Below are 17,023 nucleotides of genomic sequence, written 5' to 3' on the forward strand. Positions count from 1 at the left end.
CCGAACCGGCTCGTGTGCATATCACCCCGGGTGGGAGAGGATTTTAGAACCCGATACTCCTACCACATTCCGCTGCCAATATGAAGACATAACTGGACCGGAATGGATCCCGGGAGGCGTAATCACTGTTGCCGGTCTGCGATGCACTTCAGGCAATTTCTGAAGGTGCAGACTCCGCAGGCATGGTGCATGAAGACCGGGATGTCCATCGCCTTCGCCACCTGCATCGCCTCAATCTTCACCCGGTGCGACACCTTGTTGGTGAAGATGACCATGGCGTCGGCTTTCCTGAGCTTGGCTGCGATGTTGGTCTGGGAGCTGCTGAATACCTGCAGCGAGATGCCCGCCCGCTCCGCCTCTTCCTGATAATGTTTGCCTAAGCGGTCCATGCCGCCAATAAGAGCTATGCACATATCGTCCTCCTTTCAAAAACAGCCACGAGCCATCCCGGTAACGATTCCACTTTCAAGCTGCTGACAAGAACAGCTGCCGGTCCGGCGTCCCCCCCGCGCCGCGCGCGGTCCGTTTCAAGCAGTCGAGCGGATTGCAACCGGAAGCGAGCTGCAGCGACATCTCGCAGCGGCATTTGCGATGATTTTCCGCCAGTTCCAGGCTGGGCACAGGGTTCCCGAAGATCTTCCAGGGGCCCTGGCAAGTGAAAGAGAGCGGCGCCCATCCCATGAACCCCACCACGTCCTTCAGCGGGTAACCAAGGAACACGCCGATCTCGTGGGGGAACCCCTCTCCCTCGACCCGGTGCTCCAGTTCCGACAGCACCGCTTCGAACCGGTCCGGCTCGGGGTATCCCGCCTTTTGCAAAATCACACGTACGCTTTTTTGATCCAGCAAAGCCCCCAACGCGGACTGTGAGTAAAGCAGCAGAAGCACTGAGCTACCACGGTCGGCCAACACCCGCACCTTCAGCCCGCTTGCCTCGATGAGCGCCTGGCCGTGCTCCTTCCAGAGCAGGTAAAGGTTGCGGCCGCAAGAACGGCGCTTGTTGGCGAGGCAGACGAGGTTCGCGGGCTTGGCTTCCTGCAGCACTTCGGCCAGTTCCAACGCCAGGAAAGAGGCGAGACAGTCGCGGTCTTCGGTATAAAGCGGGGAGAAATCCTGCCAACCCGGTCTTGCCGAGCGTGCAGCAACCGCTGCCACAGCAGGTTCCGTCTGCACCCAACGACGATCTTCCCTCTTCCCGATTGCAGCCATAACCCCTCCACTGAGTCTGCTCAAGTCATAGCGACTTGCCGCATGACTCAGAGATGCTCCCGCCAAGGCAATCACCTAGGCTGGAAAGCAAATTTCACGATAATGAAAACTGTTATCACTTATAGAGGGAATGTTTCTCTGTGTCAACATGTAATTGTGAGGGAGGGAGAAAAAAATCTATCTACCCCAGGGCTCGCTGAGCTTGAGGGCCATGAATAGTGCCTGGTCGGCTGTCGCTATGTTTTCGGGGTCACCTATCACGGTTTCCACCCATTTGTTCATAGCGTGAATTTTGCGTACCTCTGGCAATGGACCGGCAAGCAATGCCTTTAGCTCGACGCTTTTGTCTTCGAAATCGACTCCCAGATACCACAGAGCCAGAGCGTAGGAAGCTATCCCCTGCTCGGAAACCAGTCCCCTCGCCCCTGCCATTGCCATGGCAAGTGTCAGAAACCGGTGACGCTCGGCCTGATCCATCAGCACGTAGTCTTGCAGGTCCCGTGTGAACGCGGCATCCAATTTGGCCAAAAAAGCGGCACGCACCAATTCTTCTATTTTTTCGGATCTGATGTCCATATCGTCTTCTCCTATTCTGGCTATCCGAAGGATAAAGAGTCCTGTCGCAGCTCGTTATCGACCAGGTGCATCCTCGTCAGCCGGGTCGGCTCGTCATCCTCGACGAGGTACTGCTGCACCGGACCGAAGCATTCGTGCAATTCAGGAGGGCTGCACCCTAGCAAGTAGAGTTTCAGCACCTTCGGGTCGTAAAATCGAAAGTAAAGCGCCCTGCCTGTCGTCCGATCCGCCACCTTCGCCAGGCGCCTGAAGTGGCTGCGCAGTTCACTGAACCGGCTGGCGGTTTTTCCGTAGATCCCCCATCCCCTTCCCCACCCGTAGCGCAAAAACCAGTCGGTAAACGCGGCATCGGGCTCCAATAACGCAAGATAGGGAGCTACCTCCGCCATATCAGGGTCCAATTCACCGGGGTATAGGCAGACGTGCCGAGGACTGAAGGTTGACAGATACTGCGTCAGGCCAGGAACCGTCGCCCCATCCAGGATGGCAAAGACGGTGGCGGGCTCGTCGGAGAAGAGCTCTGTTTTCAAGGCATTCAGCGTGATGTTTTTCATGATCTCCAGTCTCACGGACCGGCAGCTTCCGGCTCTCAGACATTGCAAAACATCTTGTGATCTCCTGCTGCCGATCTAAGTGATGCAGCCTGGGCGCCACCTTCTGGCGGTTTGCCGCGCACTGTCCCGTCGGCTTTTGCGGCAACGGGTCTGTCCGCCTCTTTCGGCGGTCGCGGCAGGTCGGGACTTGCTCCGGAACCGAACCCGGCTGTCCCCCCTTGGTTGATGAGGACGGAAGGCCCGACTATGCTCACACCGGCCGGGCCGATATCGATGAAACTGCCGCCGACCTTGAGAGAGATCCTGGCTCCTGACTCAACGATAAGTCTCGTCCCGGCTTTGAGATGGATCTCCTCTCCTGCGGCCAGCGCATGTTTTCCGCCGATCTTTTGCTGCAGGTCTGCGCCGACGGTGATTGATACTGTTCCCGTCACTTTCTCGTTGCGGTCTCCTGCCACAGTGAAATGCTGGTCTCCCGAAACCTGCCGGTACTGATCCCTCACGACGATCAGATGCCGATCCTCCCCCACCCATTCCAGGGAGTCACCCTTTACCCGGTTGTCCTGCTGCTTTTCCGCGTGAATGAAGAGCTGCTCCTCACCTTTTTTGTCCTCGAACCGGATTTCGTTGAAGCCCTCACCCTTGGGGGAGGAGTGCGACTTGGTGCAGCTTTTTGTTTTGTGCACAGGCAGGGAGTACGGCGGCAGGTTCACCCCGTTGTAGAGCTGCCCGACTACGATGGGCCGATCGGGATCCCCTTCCAGAAAATCCACCACAACCTCTTGACCTACGCGAGGTACCTGGAGCGCTCCCCAACCGTTCCCTGCCCAGGACTGGCTCACCCTGATCCAGCAGGAACTTTTATCGTCGTTTTTTCCAGCCCGGTCCCAGTGGAACTGCACCTTGACTCTGCCGTATTCGTCGGTGTAGATCTCTTCTCCTGGCGGCCCGACAACGATCGCGGTCTGGGTGCCATGTATGACAGGCTTCGGTGTATGGCGGCGCGGGCGGTAGGGGACAGTGTAAGGCAGGCAATTGAAGCTGTTCTCGTAGGAAGCCCCGCCATCATCTCCGTACCCTTCGGTTGCCTGATGATGCAAGGACACCAGCAGATAATCTTGTGCGTTCAGATCTTTGTGAGGATGCTCTTTGAGGGTGAACCGGAAACCGGAGGTAAAACTGCGGCAGTCACTAGTACCGGCGATCTCTATAGAATGCGCTTCATCTTCTTCCATACGCACTTTCGCCAATGAATCACCGGCCGCTTTGTTGTCATAGCCTCCCGGCTGTTCATAGATCTCGCGATTCCCGACCTGTCGTTTGTCTGTCCCCTTCACTTCGACAGCGAGACCTGCTTTCGGTACTTTGAAGTTGAAGTCGTTGATGATGTACTTGGAGGCGCCGAGTTGCCTGGTGATTTCAAACGAGGTGATCACATCCTTATCCCTGACGGCGCTGGCGCTTAATTGGCAGGACGCGGTACTTTGCCCGGGGCATGGTTTATGTGCTCCGGGAGTGTCGGCAAGTACCAGCGTGTGCTTGCCGGCCTCGTGTACGAAGAAGTAAAAGATGCCTTCCTCCTCAAGCAGGCGCGAGACGAAATTGTAGTCGGTCTCACGGTATTGGACGCAGAATTCACGGGGGGTGTAACTGGAACGAAGCTCAAGGCGGAAGTTGCTGAAACCGTGGCCTTTGAATACTTCCTGCACGATCTCAACCGCCGACTGGTTCTGAAAAATCCTGCAGTCGGACCTTTTGGTCAGCACCCAAAACCAGGGAACCATGGTGGCGCGGTAGTAGCTGAACCTCGCGTCGGTCCCCTCTTCTCCTCCGCCTCTGCCTTGCGAGAAGCTGGAGATGATTCCGTTGAGGTAACGCTTGCCGTCGTCTGCCAACTGGATGGTGACGGTCACGCCTTTGCCGATGATCCCATCGAAAGAAACTCCATGGTTTTCAGAGACCATCGAGAGCTCGAAGTTGAACATCTTCGAGATGCTTTCTGCTCCGCTAAATGCCGTCAGTAGCAACACGTCAGGGCCAAGCGGAGTCACTATGGAGATAAGTTTATTTTCCTGCGTATAGGCCATGGAGGTCCCTGTTTGCGCGGAAATACGCTGCGAGAGCTAATGCTGATACAATCTTGGATCTTCTTTTATTCCCCGCTTTGCCCTTACTTCTGCAGGTGTAAGTGGAGGGAAAACAGCGCCTCGCTCTTGCATCATTTCCTTTAAACGAAGTACCTTCTTATAGGTGGGGCTGCCAACCTTGTACTTATTCAGGTGAAACTGTACGGAATAAGCCGGGGTCACGCCGTTATAAGCCTCTACCTGTACGGAGGCACCGCGCGACACAAGCCATTGAGCCATGTCGTAGTCCTGACAATCCATTGCCCGCATCATCACCGTGTATTCGGCATCGTCAGGATAATCGATTGGTACACCACGGTTCAGAAGTAGATCGAGACAAGCAGTACAAGGCTGTGTAACTAGCTCGAACAGCATGTTTTTAATGGTGATCCTGGACAATGTATCAATGGGACGAAGCTCGAGAAGGCATGTCATCATATTGATGTACTGAAGAGTTATAGCGAACTCAAAAGCATTTCCGAAACCCATCCCATTTAATTCCGGATCAGCTCCCACACCTAACAAAACACGAGCAGTACCAGGGCTTTTGGCAGCTACAGCGTAGTGGAGCAATCGCAGACGATAGTTCTGACTCCTCATAGGACCTTCATCATTTGGGTTGGCTCCTTTTACAACACACTCTTTGGCATTAGCGGTATCACCGGCCATAGCTGCAGCCAGCAGGTCCAGAGTTTGAGGATTGTCGAAGTAGTACTGAGGAGGCCTCAAATTGAAGGTTGGTGCAGCACTTGCAATATTAGTCATCATAATAATCACTCCTATAACCTTAGTAGCAGTAACTATTCCGGGAAAGATAGTTCTCATATTATTGTTTCCTTTTATCCCTGCAGTTTTTCAAAGCTGTTTCGTCTGCTGTTTTGCCTTTTTCTGTTGCTGCTATTACTTCATCCATTCCATGTAGGTACGAATTGTACTCTTCGGTACTAGGTATATAACCAATCGATTTGAGGTTCTGATAAGAGGCTTCATCGTGATATGGCGCCACATCCCGCTTGGTGCCTACGGCTTTGTTGGCAAAAAGCGATAAGCCTTTTGATCCAAAAAAATCTTCCTGTGTCTTAGTCAGCACTTCGCCTTTTACTCTAATAGCCGTTATTTTCTCTGACTCGACAGCGGCTCGTTCTGTATCATGTGAGTACCGTGCAACCGTCCGAGGATGCAGACCCGCTGAGTTGTAAGTAGATGCTGTAAGGCCGCTCGCTCCCTGGGCTGCACTGGTTAATCCACCGCCCAAAGAATGTCCGACCATATGAATGCTAACTCCCATCATGGCCATAAGACGACCTATCCCAACAGCGGCTTTATAGTAGGATGCCTCTCTGTTGGCATCTTGATTGAAGTTATTTATCCAATCCTCTTCTGCCGACGTAGAACCTCTCAGAGCAAGTACGCTCCTCGGCTGGAGATCGCTTCCCCAAACCACAGGATCTTTTAGGTATATGGCCGCTCTAAAGTTACTATTTTTCGGCGTTAGCATATCCTGGTCCAATCCCATTAATTTAAGTTGCTCCGACGTTGGCTTCAAAAATCCGGGCGGCGGGTTGTCGCGCAGTTCGGGGGGCGCTTTCGGATCGTTGGCCAGGTAAATGTGCTTCGCACAGCGCATATATTCAACCTCATTCATGTCCTTGCGCAGCCGGACCGCTTCCGTTGCATGCTTCGGGCAAGCGACTAATTCTCTGCTCACCAGGTCAAGTCGCTCCTTGCGCCGCGCCGCTTTCGTGTTTCTTATGCACTCCTGCGTGGTGGAAACAGGCATCGATGATAGATCTCCCAGAATGGATTCTCGCGCCACCATGTATTCGTGCTGACGCATGGCATCCGTTTTGGCCTGCTCGACTTTCTGGAGTTCACCCGACATCATCCTCGCAAGGCGTGGTGCCAGAACAGCCTTAATCGGATCTGCAAGCATGACCGCTCCTTTTACACAATTTCAGTGGCTGGTTGCATAGACTTACTGCAGTGTCACGTAAGGATCGTCAGACAGCATCGTCCCCGGCGTGTTCATCCACATGGACCAGCCAAGCCTTGGTGCATCAGGTCCTGCTTCTCCCAGCATCAACGTTGGGACTTCTTCCTTCTTTAAAACCAGCCGCACCTCGAACTCGTACTCCACGCCTACCAGATACCTGACCAACGCGACTAACGAGGTTAGCCTTTCCCCCCCGGGGAGCATGTTGTTGAACTCTCGAAACGACATGGGGCCGAGACAGAGGCGGAAGGTTGTCTGGCTCTCCCATACTTCGCCGCCGCAGCTCGCATTTTTACCAAGCTCGCAGTTGCCTTCTCCAATGATCGTCCTGTCCTCCGGCTCCAAAGTGATCAGCCTGGGCACGAACTGCTCCACTTCCGCAGCCAAGCCTAGCTGGTACTGCACCACCGCGGCTACCATTCCAGCGGTGGGGATGTTTCGGGAGATCTGTCCACAGAAGAAAAGCGGTACCCGTCCAGGGGAGCAGACCCCGGAGAGTCCCGGTGTTCCCAGCCCGATGAGATTCAGGAGATAGTTGGAAAAGCGGTCCGAATGGTCGCTCTTCTTGCCAGGCATGACGCGGCTTCGCTTCCAGACAAGGTAAAACAACGAAATGAGCCGGTGATGGAAGAGATCGTAAAAGGCCATCATCGCCGGATCCTTTGCCCGCCCCCGCTCCAGCGCCAGTTCGTGGTACCAGTCAGGGAGCGTTCCCGACGGCCCGACCGCTCCCATAAACGCCACCTCCATCTGCGGGGGAGCTCCGTCCTTTCCTTCCTCCAGGTTCGCTATGTCACTGGCAGGAAACGAAAAGCCGGTGCGGGCGCGGAAGCGGACCGGCTCCTCTTTCGGACTCAAGGCCTGCCCGAGATCGCGCCCCTCCAACCGGCTTCGTTCCAGATAGTTCACCGCCTGGAAAAAGGAGTGGCGGTGAAACTCCCGCAACAGGCGCTTTCTTGCTTTTGGACACTCTTCGGTCCCGGCTGAATGCATCACCTCACCTCCTGTCACAGCAGCACCCGGTCCCCGTTCCTGGGCGGCCATTTCTTCATGACCTCCTTACGTTGGCGACTTTTGGCGACCAGTTGCACGAAGGAATTCAGCGAGACGTACTCTCCCAGGAACCTCTCCAGGACAGAGGCGAAAAGGTAAACACCGTTCCCGACAAACTGCCGCTCGTCGAACTCGATGGTGACTTCGACGCCACGACAAAAAAGAGCGCCTATCCTCCTGGTGACGTGACGGGATGAGACCGACACGATTCCATTTATCTGCTGTCGTGTCGCGGGGGAATCCTCGAAGTTGTACAGCCTCAGCATGTCCTTGAGCGCTGCCCCCTCAGATTCCAGAAGCGAAAGATGGTTGAGGGAAAGATGCGAGATGAGCCGCCATTGCGAAGCGCCGGACAAGGCGGGACGACGCACTGCCGTCGGCCTGACCATGGCATTGATCGCTTCGACCGGCGCAGCAGCCTCGATACCGAAATCGCCAGCCGGATCCCCCCACGGAAGCGTGCCGGGAAGATCGCGGTTGCTGCAGATCAGCCGCAGGGTCACGGTTTCATCTGGCGGATCGGCGGGATCTGAAGCGAGATCGCAAAAGGAGAGAAAGACCTCGGTGCCGCTATCCCCAGCTATTCCTGAAGCCTTGCGCTGCATTAGCCACCATACCCCTTCGATGTTGTCGGTGCTTCCGCCGTCGGGGCGGGTAATTTCATAGAGCGGCCGGTAGACCCTGGTGACCGGGGTGGGCGTATCCGATATGCCGCTTACTCGGTCGATGCTGAAGATCTCCATCGCTTCGGGGGACCGTAAATCGGGGACGACCCGGTACTCTGTCTGCCGGTGTTCGATCCGGATCGGCTCAGCTATTTTGCTGAAGAGGTTTACGGCGGGGGTGGCATTTAGACAGAAGGTTTCGGCGCTAACAGGTAAGGAAGGTTCAGCTGCATGGTCGAGATGTATGGTCAGATCCAGCGTGTCTCCAAAATCCCTGAGGGGCGCAGAGGAGAGTCCTGCCACTTCCAGGAAGAGGTACTTTTCCGGGAAGGCGAAGTATTCCAACAGCAGGCGGTACCCCTTGAACGACTGCCTTGGGAAGGGGAGCAGCATCTCATCTTCATCGAATCCCACCGGGCGGATGCAGTTTTTAGGCAGGGCTACAGGGGGGATCTTTTTCCCGACCGCCACGCATTCGATGCGGGAGACGTTATTGAGCAACTGCTCGTAGAGCTGAAAGGTGTGCTGGCGCTGCCCATTGAGGTAAAAACGGATGCTGTCGGGGGGGAAGCGCGCGAAGGTTACCTTGTTGTGGAGCTTCAACCTGATTGTGATGACCTGATCCGCTAGCGCAGCATGCGCCACTTCCATAGGCCAAAGCGTCACCGGGTAGGCGGTGGCGAACCGGCAGCGAACGCCGTCGAGCGCCCGGTAAAACATGGTCGTCCCTTTCGGGATCAGGTAGCCGGTGTCAGGAACGTTCTTCGTCAGGGGAGAGAATCTGACCACCGACAGAGAAGGTATGGGGTTCGTGCAGTGCGGGTAAAGAACGTTCAGAAGGGACTGCGTGATTTCCGGGAAGTCGTCGTCGAGCTTTTTGTGCATCCTCGCGCAGATAAGGGCAAAGGCTTCGATGAGCCTCTCGACATGCGGATCCTCGCACCTGTCCGGCTCAAGCAGAAGCCTTCCCGCAATGCTTGGATATTTCCTGGCGAACTCGCTCCCCATCTCGCGAATGAAGCTGAGTTCCTTTTCGTAATAGTCTAGGAAATCATCACCCATTTAATTCTCACTTGAACACGGAGTAGGCGCCGCTGTTGCTGTCGAAGCTGGTGGCAAAGCTAACCGGAGCCGGCTGCGGCTCGACCATCAAGACCCCCTCGATCCTGAACTGCAGGGTCCGGCCCGATTCTGGTAGGACATCGAGCCGAACCACTGCCTCTTTAAGACGAGGTTCGAACGACAGCAGCAACCTTTGTATCTCCAGCCGGATCTGCTCTCTGGCCAAGGCAGTGCGTGGGTTGTGCGTGCTGAAATCCCTTGCGCCGTAGCTGAGAACGGACTTCTGCGACTCTTGCCTGCAGTCCGGCGCGAGCGGGACACTTCTCCTCGTGTTGAGAAGGTTTTCCAGGTCGCGAAGCAGGGAGTCCAGGATGTCACCCAAGACTCCCTCCCCGGCCTGGGCAGGCCCACTGCGTGCCGGAGCAGCAATGAGCCTGTCCAGCAACGATCTCTTCAGGTAGGGGGTTTTTCCCCTGCGGGGTGTCACCTTCAAACCTTCTTGTTGCTTTCGAGGTTCCAACCGGCGGCAATCTGGCCGCCGCCCGAGCCGTCCGCGCGGTTTTGATGTGTGTAGGCCAGCTCGATCTTGCCGTAGTTGAAGGAGATCTTTTCAAGAGGGAGGGTTTCGTCGGCGTGCGAGGTGCCGCCGGGACGGTTCATGCTGATGATGACGTTGCTGAGCTTATACTCCATGTACTTCATCTTGTCTCCGCCTGCCCGGCACAGTTCCAGCGTCACGGTGGGGATGTGTCGGCCGGTGGCGCAGGCTTCGAAAAGCTTCGGAGACGCCTTGTCCAGCGCCTTCACGATGTTGAAATCCGAGAAGTTCGCCCTTTCGGAGGAGGCGCCGCCGGAGGTGCTCGCCGAACCGGAGGGGCGTTGCATTACGGAGAAGTTGTAAGAAAGGATCTCGATCCATTCCTTGTGCTTGTCGTCGGTACTCTCCCCCGGTATCCCTTCTATTTTCAGGAACGCGTCAAATGCCATGGATTCATCCTCCTTATTCTCTTGCCGGTGCCGGCAGGCTGGCCACAAGCCTCAGCGAGACGGTAAGTTCGTCAAGCTGGAAGTGCGGCTTCAAAAAAGCGACGGCGCGGTAGGCACCGGGCTTGGCGGGATCTTCGAAGACCTCCACCCGGGCCTCCCGCAGTGGGTAACGCGATTTCATCTCCTGGCCGGCGTCGTCGTCCAGAAGCACGTAGTTGCTGATCCAGCGGTTGAGGTAGTCCTCCACGTTTTTCCTGGTGTCAAAGCTGCCGACCTTGTCGCGCATCAGCGCCTTCAGGTAATGGGCGAATCGTGAGACGGCGAGTATGTACTGCAACTGCGCGGAGAGGCGTGCGTTGGCGTTGGCCGCATCGGAGTCGTAGCTCTTGGGACGGTGTGCGCTTTGGGCGCTGAAGAACGCGGCGTTGTCGGTCCCTTTGCAATGGACCAGCGGGATGAAGCCCAGGTCCGCCAGCTCCTTTTCGCGCCGGTCGGTGATGGCAATCTCAGCCGGGCACTTGTGGGCCAGTTCCCCTTCCCCCGTTTTGAAGCAGTGCACCGGCAGGTCGCTCACAAGACCGCCACCCTCCACTCCCCTGATCGCCGCGATCCAGCCGTATTTCGCGAAAGCTTCGGTCACCCGTTCGGCCAGGCAGTAGGCGGCGTTGCCCCAGAGATAATTGCCGTGTTCGGTGCCGTCCACATCCTCATGAAACTGGAATAGTTCAGCCGGATCGGCGTCGGGTCCGTAGGGGAGCCGCATCAGCACCCGGGGGAGGCAAAGGGCCACGTAGCGGGCATCTTCAGAGATGCGGAAGGATTTCCACTTGGCGTAATCCGGCCCCTGGAATATCTTGGCCAAGTCCCTGGGCCTGTCGAGTTCGCCGAAGGTCTCCATATTGAACAGGGAAGGAGACGCAGCGGTCAATAACGGTGCGTGCGCGGCAGCCGCAACCTCGGATATCCGTGTCAAAAGCGAAAGATCCTGCGGCGTGTTGCCGAATTCGAAGTCACCCACCAGACAGCCGTAGGAAGCCCCCCCGTAGCTGCCGAACTCCTCCTCGTACACCTTCTTGAACAGAGCGGACTGATCGAACTCTGCCGCCTTCTCCATGTCCTGCACGAGGTCCCGGCGCGAAACGTTCAGGACCCTGATCTTCAGGTTGGCTCCGGTTTCGCTTTGGTGCACCAGATGGTCAAGGCCGCGCCAGGAGGCTTCCAACCTCTGGAATTCGGGATGGTGGATGATCTCGTTCACCTGCGCGGAGATGAGCGCGTCCAGTTGGGCGATCCTTTGGTTGATCATCTGTTCCGTGTCGCGGCTCACCGTCATCCCCCCCTCAAGGACCTGCTGCGCCAGTTCGCCCACAAGGTCCACTGCATGCTCACGGCGGCAGACGCCGCGGGCAAGTCGCCCTTCCTGGATGATCAGCTCCAGCAGGCCTCCCGCGGGTAGCGGCTCCGCGTACAGTACTTCCGGTTCCCTATCTTGCTCTCCCATGATCCCCCCCTTTATCCGGCGCTCTCAGTGTCGGGTTCCTTGGCGCTCTTCGCCTCCTCACAGATGAGTTTCAGCGCATCCGGGCTGGATAACGCTTCCTGCAGTAACTGTTCGAGCCGGTCGTTGCCGTCGAGCCTCGCAAGCAGATCAGAGAGCCTCTTCCGCGCCTCGACCAGTCTCCGGAGCGGCTCCACCTGCAGTGCCACCTTCTCCGGATGAAAGTCATCGAGAGTTGTGAAACGGAGGTCGACGGCGAGTTGGGAGCCGTCTTCCGCGAGCCGGTTCGGAACCCGCAATGCCGCTCTCGGCCGCATCCCCTCCAGGACCGAATCGATGTTGTCGCGGTCGACTTCCACGAAGCTCCTCTCCTTCAGCCTCGGCAGGGGTTGATCCCGCTTCCCCGACAGGTCGGCGAGCACCCCCACCACGAAAGGAATCTCCTTCATCTCGATGCCGCCCCCAGTCTCCACGTCGTAGGTGATCCGGACACGGGGCGCCCGCACGCGTTCCAGCTTGTGTTGCAGGCTCTCGGACTTTGCCATGGTCTCTCCTTTTGCTTATGGAATTAGATCCGGTAAGGGATCCCCTTGGTGACGTCGAGGGAACAGATCCGTTTGAACAAGACCCGCGACAAGGTCAGGTCTTCATCCGGAAGCTCGCCCGCCTGCAGGCACTGGTAGTAGGCGTGCAGCACCTCCGCGATCCACACCGGCGACTCCCAGCGCTCCAGCTTCAACTCCTCGATCATGTCGTGCAACTCCTCCACTATCGGCCTGGCCAGATCCCCCCGTCCCGCTTTCAGGCAGAGCTTCACCATCAGGAGGCGGATCCGGTTGCGGTCTCTGGTGGATTCGCAGCTGTTGCTGGTGTAAAGCAGCATGGTCAGCGCCTGTTCGAGATGTCCCGCCTCCAGCAGGGCGAGCCCTTCACCCCAAAGCGAGCTCTCCTGTTGCTGCGCAGCGCCGGGACGGGATACGCCGGCGATGCCGTCTGGCTGCCTGAGCGCCGGCGGCGCCACCTCTGCTGTTTCCTTCTCTTCCGTCCCCTGCACTTCGCCCACTTTTTCTTGAGGCTCATTTGCCTGGGCGGGAGATTCGACGCCGTAGCACTTCCTTGCCAGCATCTGGCAACTGTTCATGGCCGCCCCCAAAGCGGCCAGGCTCGGTGCCGGCGCGGGGAACCACTTCGCCTCGACCCCCCATTCCAGCCCCTGCAGGCTCTCTTCGCAGCGTTTGAGGCTTTCCAGAAGCTGCTCTGAAAAGGTGCCGCGAGATTTTTTCACTGCGGCATCGAATTCCTCGGCGGTGAGCCCTCCCTCCGAAATGCGCGCATCCCGGCGCTGCTTCCATTCCTCCTCCACCTCGCCGTAACTGTTCCTGGTCTCTGCCTCATAGCCGACACGGCGAGACTCCTCCCATTTGAGCCAGGAGTAACCCGGCGTCACCAAAGGGTCAGTGAGAGGGATCCTTTTTAGCTGCGTGGCCACCTTCTCGTTCAGAAAGTCGAACGGAGCTGCCCGGTATTCCAGGTCCTCGTCCCCGCTTACCGGGTAAAAGCAATCCCAGTATCTTCCCATCAGTTCCTTGAGCAGGCGCAACCCCGCATCCAAACCGGGAAAACCGTCCACCACGATAAGCGACTCGCAAAGCCAGACCGCTATCTGCAGGTCTTTGCTCTTGGTGGAAAGGGCGGCGACGCAGAGCTTGATCACCTTGTTCCAGTCGGCTGCCTTTACATCATGGCGCCAGTCCCCGAGCGCTACGGCATCATCGCTTCTGCGGGCCTCCATTATCTCCTCGTAGAAGGTGGTGTAGCGCAGATCGCTTCCCGCCGGTGTTTCCGTGCTGATGGGGGCCAGCAGTTCCTCCACTGTTACGTCTTGCATGACAGTCTCCTCAATCCCAACACTCCGCTACCTTCTGGGGTACCCGTCCGGGGAGCGTCTCCCCTTGCCCTTCAAAGATGTCGCCGGCGCCGAAGATCTGGTAGTTCACCCTGATGAAGCTGACCCCCATCTTCTCCAAAGCCTCGCGTTCGGCGGGAAAGTGGCTGGGGTAAAAGGTGTGCCTGCCGCCTGGGAAATCTTTAAGGAATGCGGCAAACCCGCGGGTCCCGGGATAACGCCTGGTGAGGACCGTGTCGCCGATATCGATGTGGAACAGCACGTCGCCGCAACTGTCGGGCGACCAGACGAAGGGCCTGCTCACGGGGTAGTTCATGTTGGAGATCACCTGCGAACCGGCCGCGCATTGCAGTTCGAGCCGGGTCCCCTGCGGCTTCACGCGCGCCTCAGCGTTGGCGTCGGTGGGAAGCCCCTTGATGGTGACCTGGTAGCTCCCCCTTGAGGGGGCGGAGGCAGCGATCTTCGTTTTCGCTCCTTTGGCCAGGAAGGCATAGAACTCGGTGCTGAAGGGAACCGCGCCCCCCAGTGCGGACCGGGCATAGTAACCGCGTCCGGGGCTCCACCCGAGAAACGGATCAACGAACTGGCCGACATAACGCCAGACAGGGCCGTCCTTGCCCAAGAGGTATTGCAGCGTCTGGGCATCGTTTGCCCCCTGCACTTCCTTCAGCACTTTCTCTTCCCACTGGGCCTGCAGCTCGCAAGCGGTCTCCATCCTGACGAAGGTCCCGTAAAAGGCGATGGGCCCGGAAACCAGTCGCAAGAAAGTGTCGTCGCCATCGGGGGCGTTTAGCCTCTGAGCGGCATCGGCGGCAAGGAAAAGAGGCGACTTGCCTTGTTCCGGGGAGTTGGCGAACGCCTCCCGCGCCATCTGGAGCGCGAGCGATCTTGATTTTGCGACAGGGGCAACGCGAGCCAACGCATCGAGATATTCCCTGGTCACACCGGCGCCCGGAACCCCGTCCGGACCGCTACCCTTCCTGGTTGCCAACTTCTGCAGGCGACCGGCTACGCCGTCGGCTGCGGGTGCCGCTGAAGCTGCGACGCCGGCAGCAGGTCCCGCTGCCCTTAACAGCTGGAAACGGTACATCTGCATCACCCAGGGGGGAAGATGGCCGGCGCCAGCCAGAGGCTGAAGTTCCGCCAGAGCCCTCCTCATGAAACTGAGGTACGGACCTTTGTCACTCGCCATGTTGGCAGCGACATAACGCCACTCCTTGGGCGCCACCAGGCGCTGGTCCCCTTTCGAGAATTCCCAGGCGAACCGCTGCCATGCGGTGAAACAGGCGGCGCGGTACCTGGCCTCGAATTCCCCCTTCTCCCTGGCCAGTAACCCCGGCTCGGGATGAGCGGCAGCTATCTGAGCAAGCATCGAGCGGATCCGCTCGCTTCCTTTGGCCGTCAGCGACGGGGGGATCGCCGGCTCTTGCGGCAGCGGCCGCGACCCGCCCCAAAACTGCTGCAGCGTTATCGCCGCCTCGGGGTGCAGACGGTCCACGAACTCCAAAAGCCAGGAAAGGTCGCTTCCCTTCACGAGGTAGGCCTGTTTCAGCAGCAATTGCAGCCACTCCAGCTCCTTGTTCATCCCTTCGCGATCGGCGCGCCAATTGAGGTAGTCGAGGTAGAGGTTTCCAAAGGCGGGGCCGCCGGCTTGCTGGGGCAGCAATATCAACGAGTAGTCGGGGAGCGGCCGTGAGGCCAGCAGCTGCGAGTTCTCCCCCTCGAGCCGAGCCTTCAGCAAATTGCAGCGTCGGCTGAGGTGCATCACGCAGGTTCCAAAGAGCTGGTCCGGGGTACTGGGGGAAAAACTGGAAACGGTATCGGCAAGGCTGCGGTCGAAAAAAACCAGGAAGCGGTCGCGCAAGCCGCTGCAAAAGCGGGCTTTAAGCTCCAACTCGATCTCTTTGCTGCGGTTTAGGCCAAACCGCGGGACCCACCACTCCCGGTTCTGCTGCTCGACCTCGGAAATCATGCCGCTCAAACGTCCCATTGCCGCCAAGTCAATCGGGACCGTCCCCTGCAGTTCCTGCGTGCGCGACACCAGCTGTGACGCGTCCCGGATCACCCTTATGTTCTTCGCAAAGGAATAGCTCAGCATCAGGCACAATGCGAGTCCGGCCAGGCCCCACCCAGTGAGTGCCCAATTAAGCACCACCCGCTGTCGTTTTAAGGCCTGCGCTCCCGGAGCCCACAGCCCCCGATCGCCAGGGAGGACCTTCTCGAAGAATTCATGCAGGAAAAGCGGATGTGCGGATGGGGAAGGCTCCCCGGGCGCCAGCGGGGCTTTCGCAGGGTTGGCGCTGCAAAAGTAAATGCCGCGCAGCAGGGGGGTCTCCTGGTAGTGGTTTGCCCCGAATGCGGCCTGAACGAAGGCGCTCAGCGGGGCGTACAGGCTCCGGATCAGGTCGGGGAGCAGCAGTACTCTCGCGGCGCCGGCTCCCGCTTCACTGTGCTGCAAAAGGATCAGGCGCAGGCGCCTCAACGCTTCGTCGAGCCCCAGGGAGAAGCGTTCCATGAACAGGGAAAGATCCGTCGACAGTTCCTCCTTCGCCAGCCCCATGGGCTGAATGAGCCTCGAGGCGGGAAGTGCCACGCAAAACGGCTCCATTCCCTCGATCAAGTCGGATTTGGTGATGAGGAGGTAGACCGGGAAGTTGATGCCGAGCAGACGGATCATTTCATCGATCCGGGCCCGCAGCGCACGCGCATAGTTCTCCAGTTCCTCTTGCGCCCCCCTTGCCAGTTTGTCCGCGGGGAGGGTCAGGATCACGCCGTTGAGAGGATCTTCGTGCCGGTATTTCTTCAACAGCCACAGGAGCCGGCGCCACTCTGCATCGTCTCGCTCCGCTGCCGCCGGGACGGCGTATCTCCCGGCTGTGTCGAGCAGCACCCCCTGGTCGTAGAACACCCAGCGGCAACTGCTGGTCGGCGCAATACCCTGCTCCGTCCCGGGGAATGGTGAGCAAAGTCGGGCTTCCTTGAGGGCGGCACTCTTTCCGGATCCCGCCTCGCCAAGGACCAGGAACCAGGGGAGCACGTAGAGCGGGTTTCCCTCCCGGCTCAGGTGCGACCGCCGCAAGGTCTCCAGCCCGCCCGCCCAGTGCTGCTGCAGGTCGGCGAGCAGACCCTGCGCCTCCCCTTCCTCGCCTGGTTGCGGAGGGTTCACCGCTGCAGGCGCCTGCCGCCTGCCCCTCGCCAGGAGCACCCCTTTTTTGATCAGCACCAAAGTCCCCCACAGGGCAAGGGCAAAAAACGGTAAAAAGGCGCCGATACGCCAGGACCAGGTGAGGAGCGGAAACATCACGAACGCGATCACCAGGAACGGGCAAAAGGCGGAGGCGAAAAGGACGTACTTGCAGCAGATGAGGATGGTCTCTTTCTTCAAGATGCACCT

The 17,023-nt window shown here is 58.2% G+C and carries 15 protein-coding genes; all 15 read right to left on the minus strand.

All coding sequences use genetic code 11. From position 1 onward, the window contains the following. Positions 1–122: 122 nt before the first annotated feature. The 15 genes from K419_RS0104740 to K419_RS0104810 all read right to left on the minus strand — a co-directional run bounded on the left by K419_RS0104740 (position 123) and on the right by K419_RS0104810 (position 17,014). On the minus strand, positions 123–413 hold the full coding sequence (locus K419_RS0104740; RefSeq protein ID WP_026840577.1) for a DUF2325 domain-containing protein: 291 nt from the start codon (positions 411–413) through the stop codon (positions 123–125). A gap of 52 nt (positions 414–465) precedes the next feature. Next, the gene (locus K419_RS21605; RefSeq protein ID WP_026840578.1) at positions 466–1,209 is read right to left on the minus strand and encodes a DUF3793 family protein; all 744 of its coding nucleotides are present in this window, start codon (positions 1,207–1,209) and stop codon (positions 466–468) included. Positions 1,210–1,386: 177 nt separating this feature from the next. Beyond that, a complete protein-coding gene (locus tag K419_RS0104750) occupies positions 1,387–1,785 on the minus strand; it encodes a hypothetical protein (protein WP_026840579.1) in 399 nt (132 codons plus the stop codon). A 20-nt stretch (positions 1,786–1,805) separates the two neighbouring features. Then, on the minus strand, positions 1,806–2,339 hold the full coding sequence (locus K419_RS0104755) for a DUF4123 domain-containing protein (protein ID WP_026840580.1): 534 nt from the start codon (positions 2,337–2,339) through the stop codon (positions 1,806–1,808). A 35-nt stretch (positions 2,340–2,374) separates the two neighbouring features. Further along, a complete protein-coding gene (locus tag K419_RS0104760; RefSeq protein ID WP_026840581.1) occupies positions 2,375–4,426 on the minus strand; it encodes a type VI secretion system Vgr family protein in 2,052 nt (683 codons plus the stop codon). A 36-nt stretch (positions 4,427–4,462) separates the two neighbouring features. After that, positions 4,463–5,290: an ankyrin repeat domain-containing protein gene (locus K419_RS0104765; protein ID WP_026840582.1), complete on the minus strand. Its 828-nt coding sequence runs from the start codon at positions 5,288–5,290 to the stop codon at positions 4,463–4,465. Position 5,291: 1 nt separating this feature from the next. Then, positions 5,292–6,398, minus strand: coding sequence for a hypothetical protein (locus K419_RS0104770; RefSeq protein WP_026840583.1), 1,107 nt, complete (start codon positions 6,396–6,398; stop codon positions 5,292–5,294). Positions 6,399–6,440: 42 nt separating this feature from the next. Beyond that, complete coding sequence (gene tssG / locus K419_RS0104775) at positions 6,441–7,451, minus strand: type VI secretion system baseplate subunit TssG (protein WP_026840584.1); 1,011 nt, start codon at positions 7,449–7,451, stop codon at positions 6,441–6,443. 14 nt (positions 7,452–7,465) lie between these two features. Then, complete coding sequence (gene tssF / locus K419_RS0104780; RefSeq protein ID WP_026840585.1) at positions 7,466–9,238, minus strand: type VI secretion system baseplate subunit TssF; 1,773 nt, start codon at positions 9,236–9,238, stop codon at positions 7,466–7,468. A 7-nt stretch (positions 9,239–9,245) separates the two neighbouring features. Next, positions 9,246–9,725, minus strand: a complete 480-nt coding sequence (gene tssE / locus K419_RS0104785) for a type VI secretion system baseplate subunit TssE (protein WP_026840586.1) — start codon at positions 9,723–9,725, stop codon at positions 9,246–9,248. A 2-nt stretch (positions 9,726–9,727) separates the two neighbouring features. After that, complete coding sequence (locus K419_RS0104790) at positions 9,728–10,225, minus strand: Hcp family type VI secretion system effector (RefSeq protein WP_026840587.1); 498 nt, start codon at positions 10,223–10,225, stop codon at positions 9,728–9,730. A 13-nt stretch (positions 10,226–10,238) separates the two neighbouring features. Next, the gene (gene tssC / locus K419_RS0104795) at positions 10,239–11,726 is read right to left on the minus strand and encodes a type VI secretion system contractile sheath large subunit (RefSeq protein WP_026840588.1); all 1,488 of its coding nucleotides are present in this window, start codon (positions 11,724–11,726) and stop codon (positions 10,239–10,241) included. Positions 11,727–11,737: 11 nt separating this feature from the next. After that, the gene (tssB, locus tag K419_RS0104800; protein WP_026840589.1) at positions 11,738–12,268 is read right to left on the minus strand and encodes a type VI secretion system contractile sheath small subunit; all 531 of its coding nucleotides are present in this window, start codon (positions 12,266–12,268) and stop codon (positions 11,738–11,740) included. A gap of 23 nt (positions 12,269–12,291) precedes the next feature. Then, positions 12,292–13,611, minus strand: a complete 1,320-nt coding sequence (gene tssA / locus K419_RS0104805) for a type VI secretion system protein TssA (RefSeq protein WP_026840590.1) — start codon at positions 13,609–13,611, stop codon at positions 12,292–12,294. A gap of 10 nt (positions 13,612–13,621) precedes the next feature. Next, a complete protein-coding gene (locus K419_RS0104810) occupies positions 13,622–17,014 on the minus strand; it encodes a type VI secretion protein IcmF/TssM N-terminal domain-containing protein (protein ID WP_026840591.1) in 3,393 nt (1,130 codons plus the stop codon). Positions 17,015–17,023: the final 9 nt, after the last annotated feature.

It is taken from the genome of Citrifermentans bremense R1, from assembly GCF_000426865.1.
Taxonomy (GTDB): Bacteria; Desulfobacterota; Desulfuromonadia; order Geobacterales; family Geobacteraceae; genus Geomonas; species Geomonas bremensis.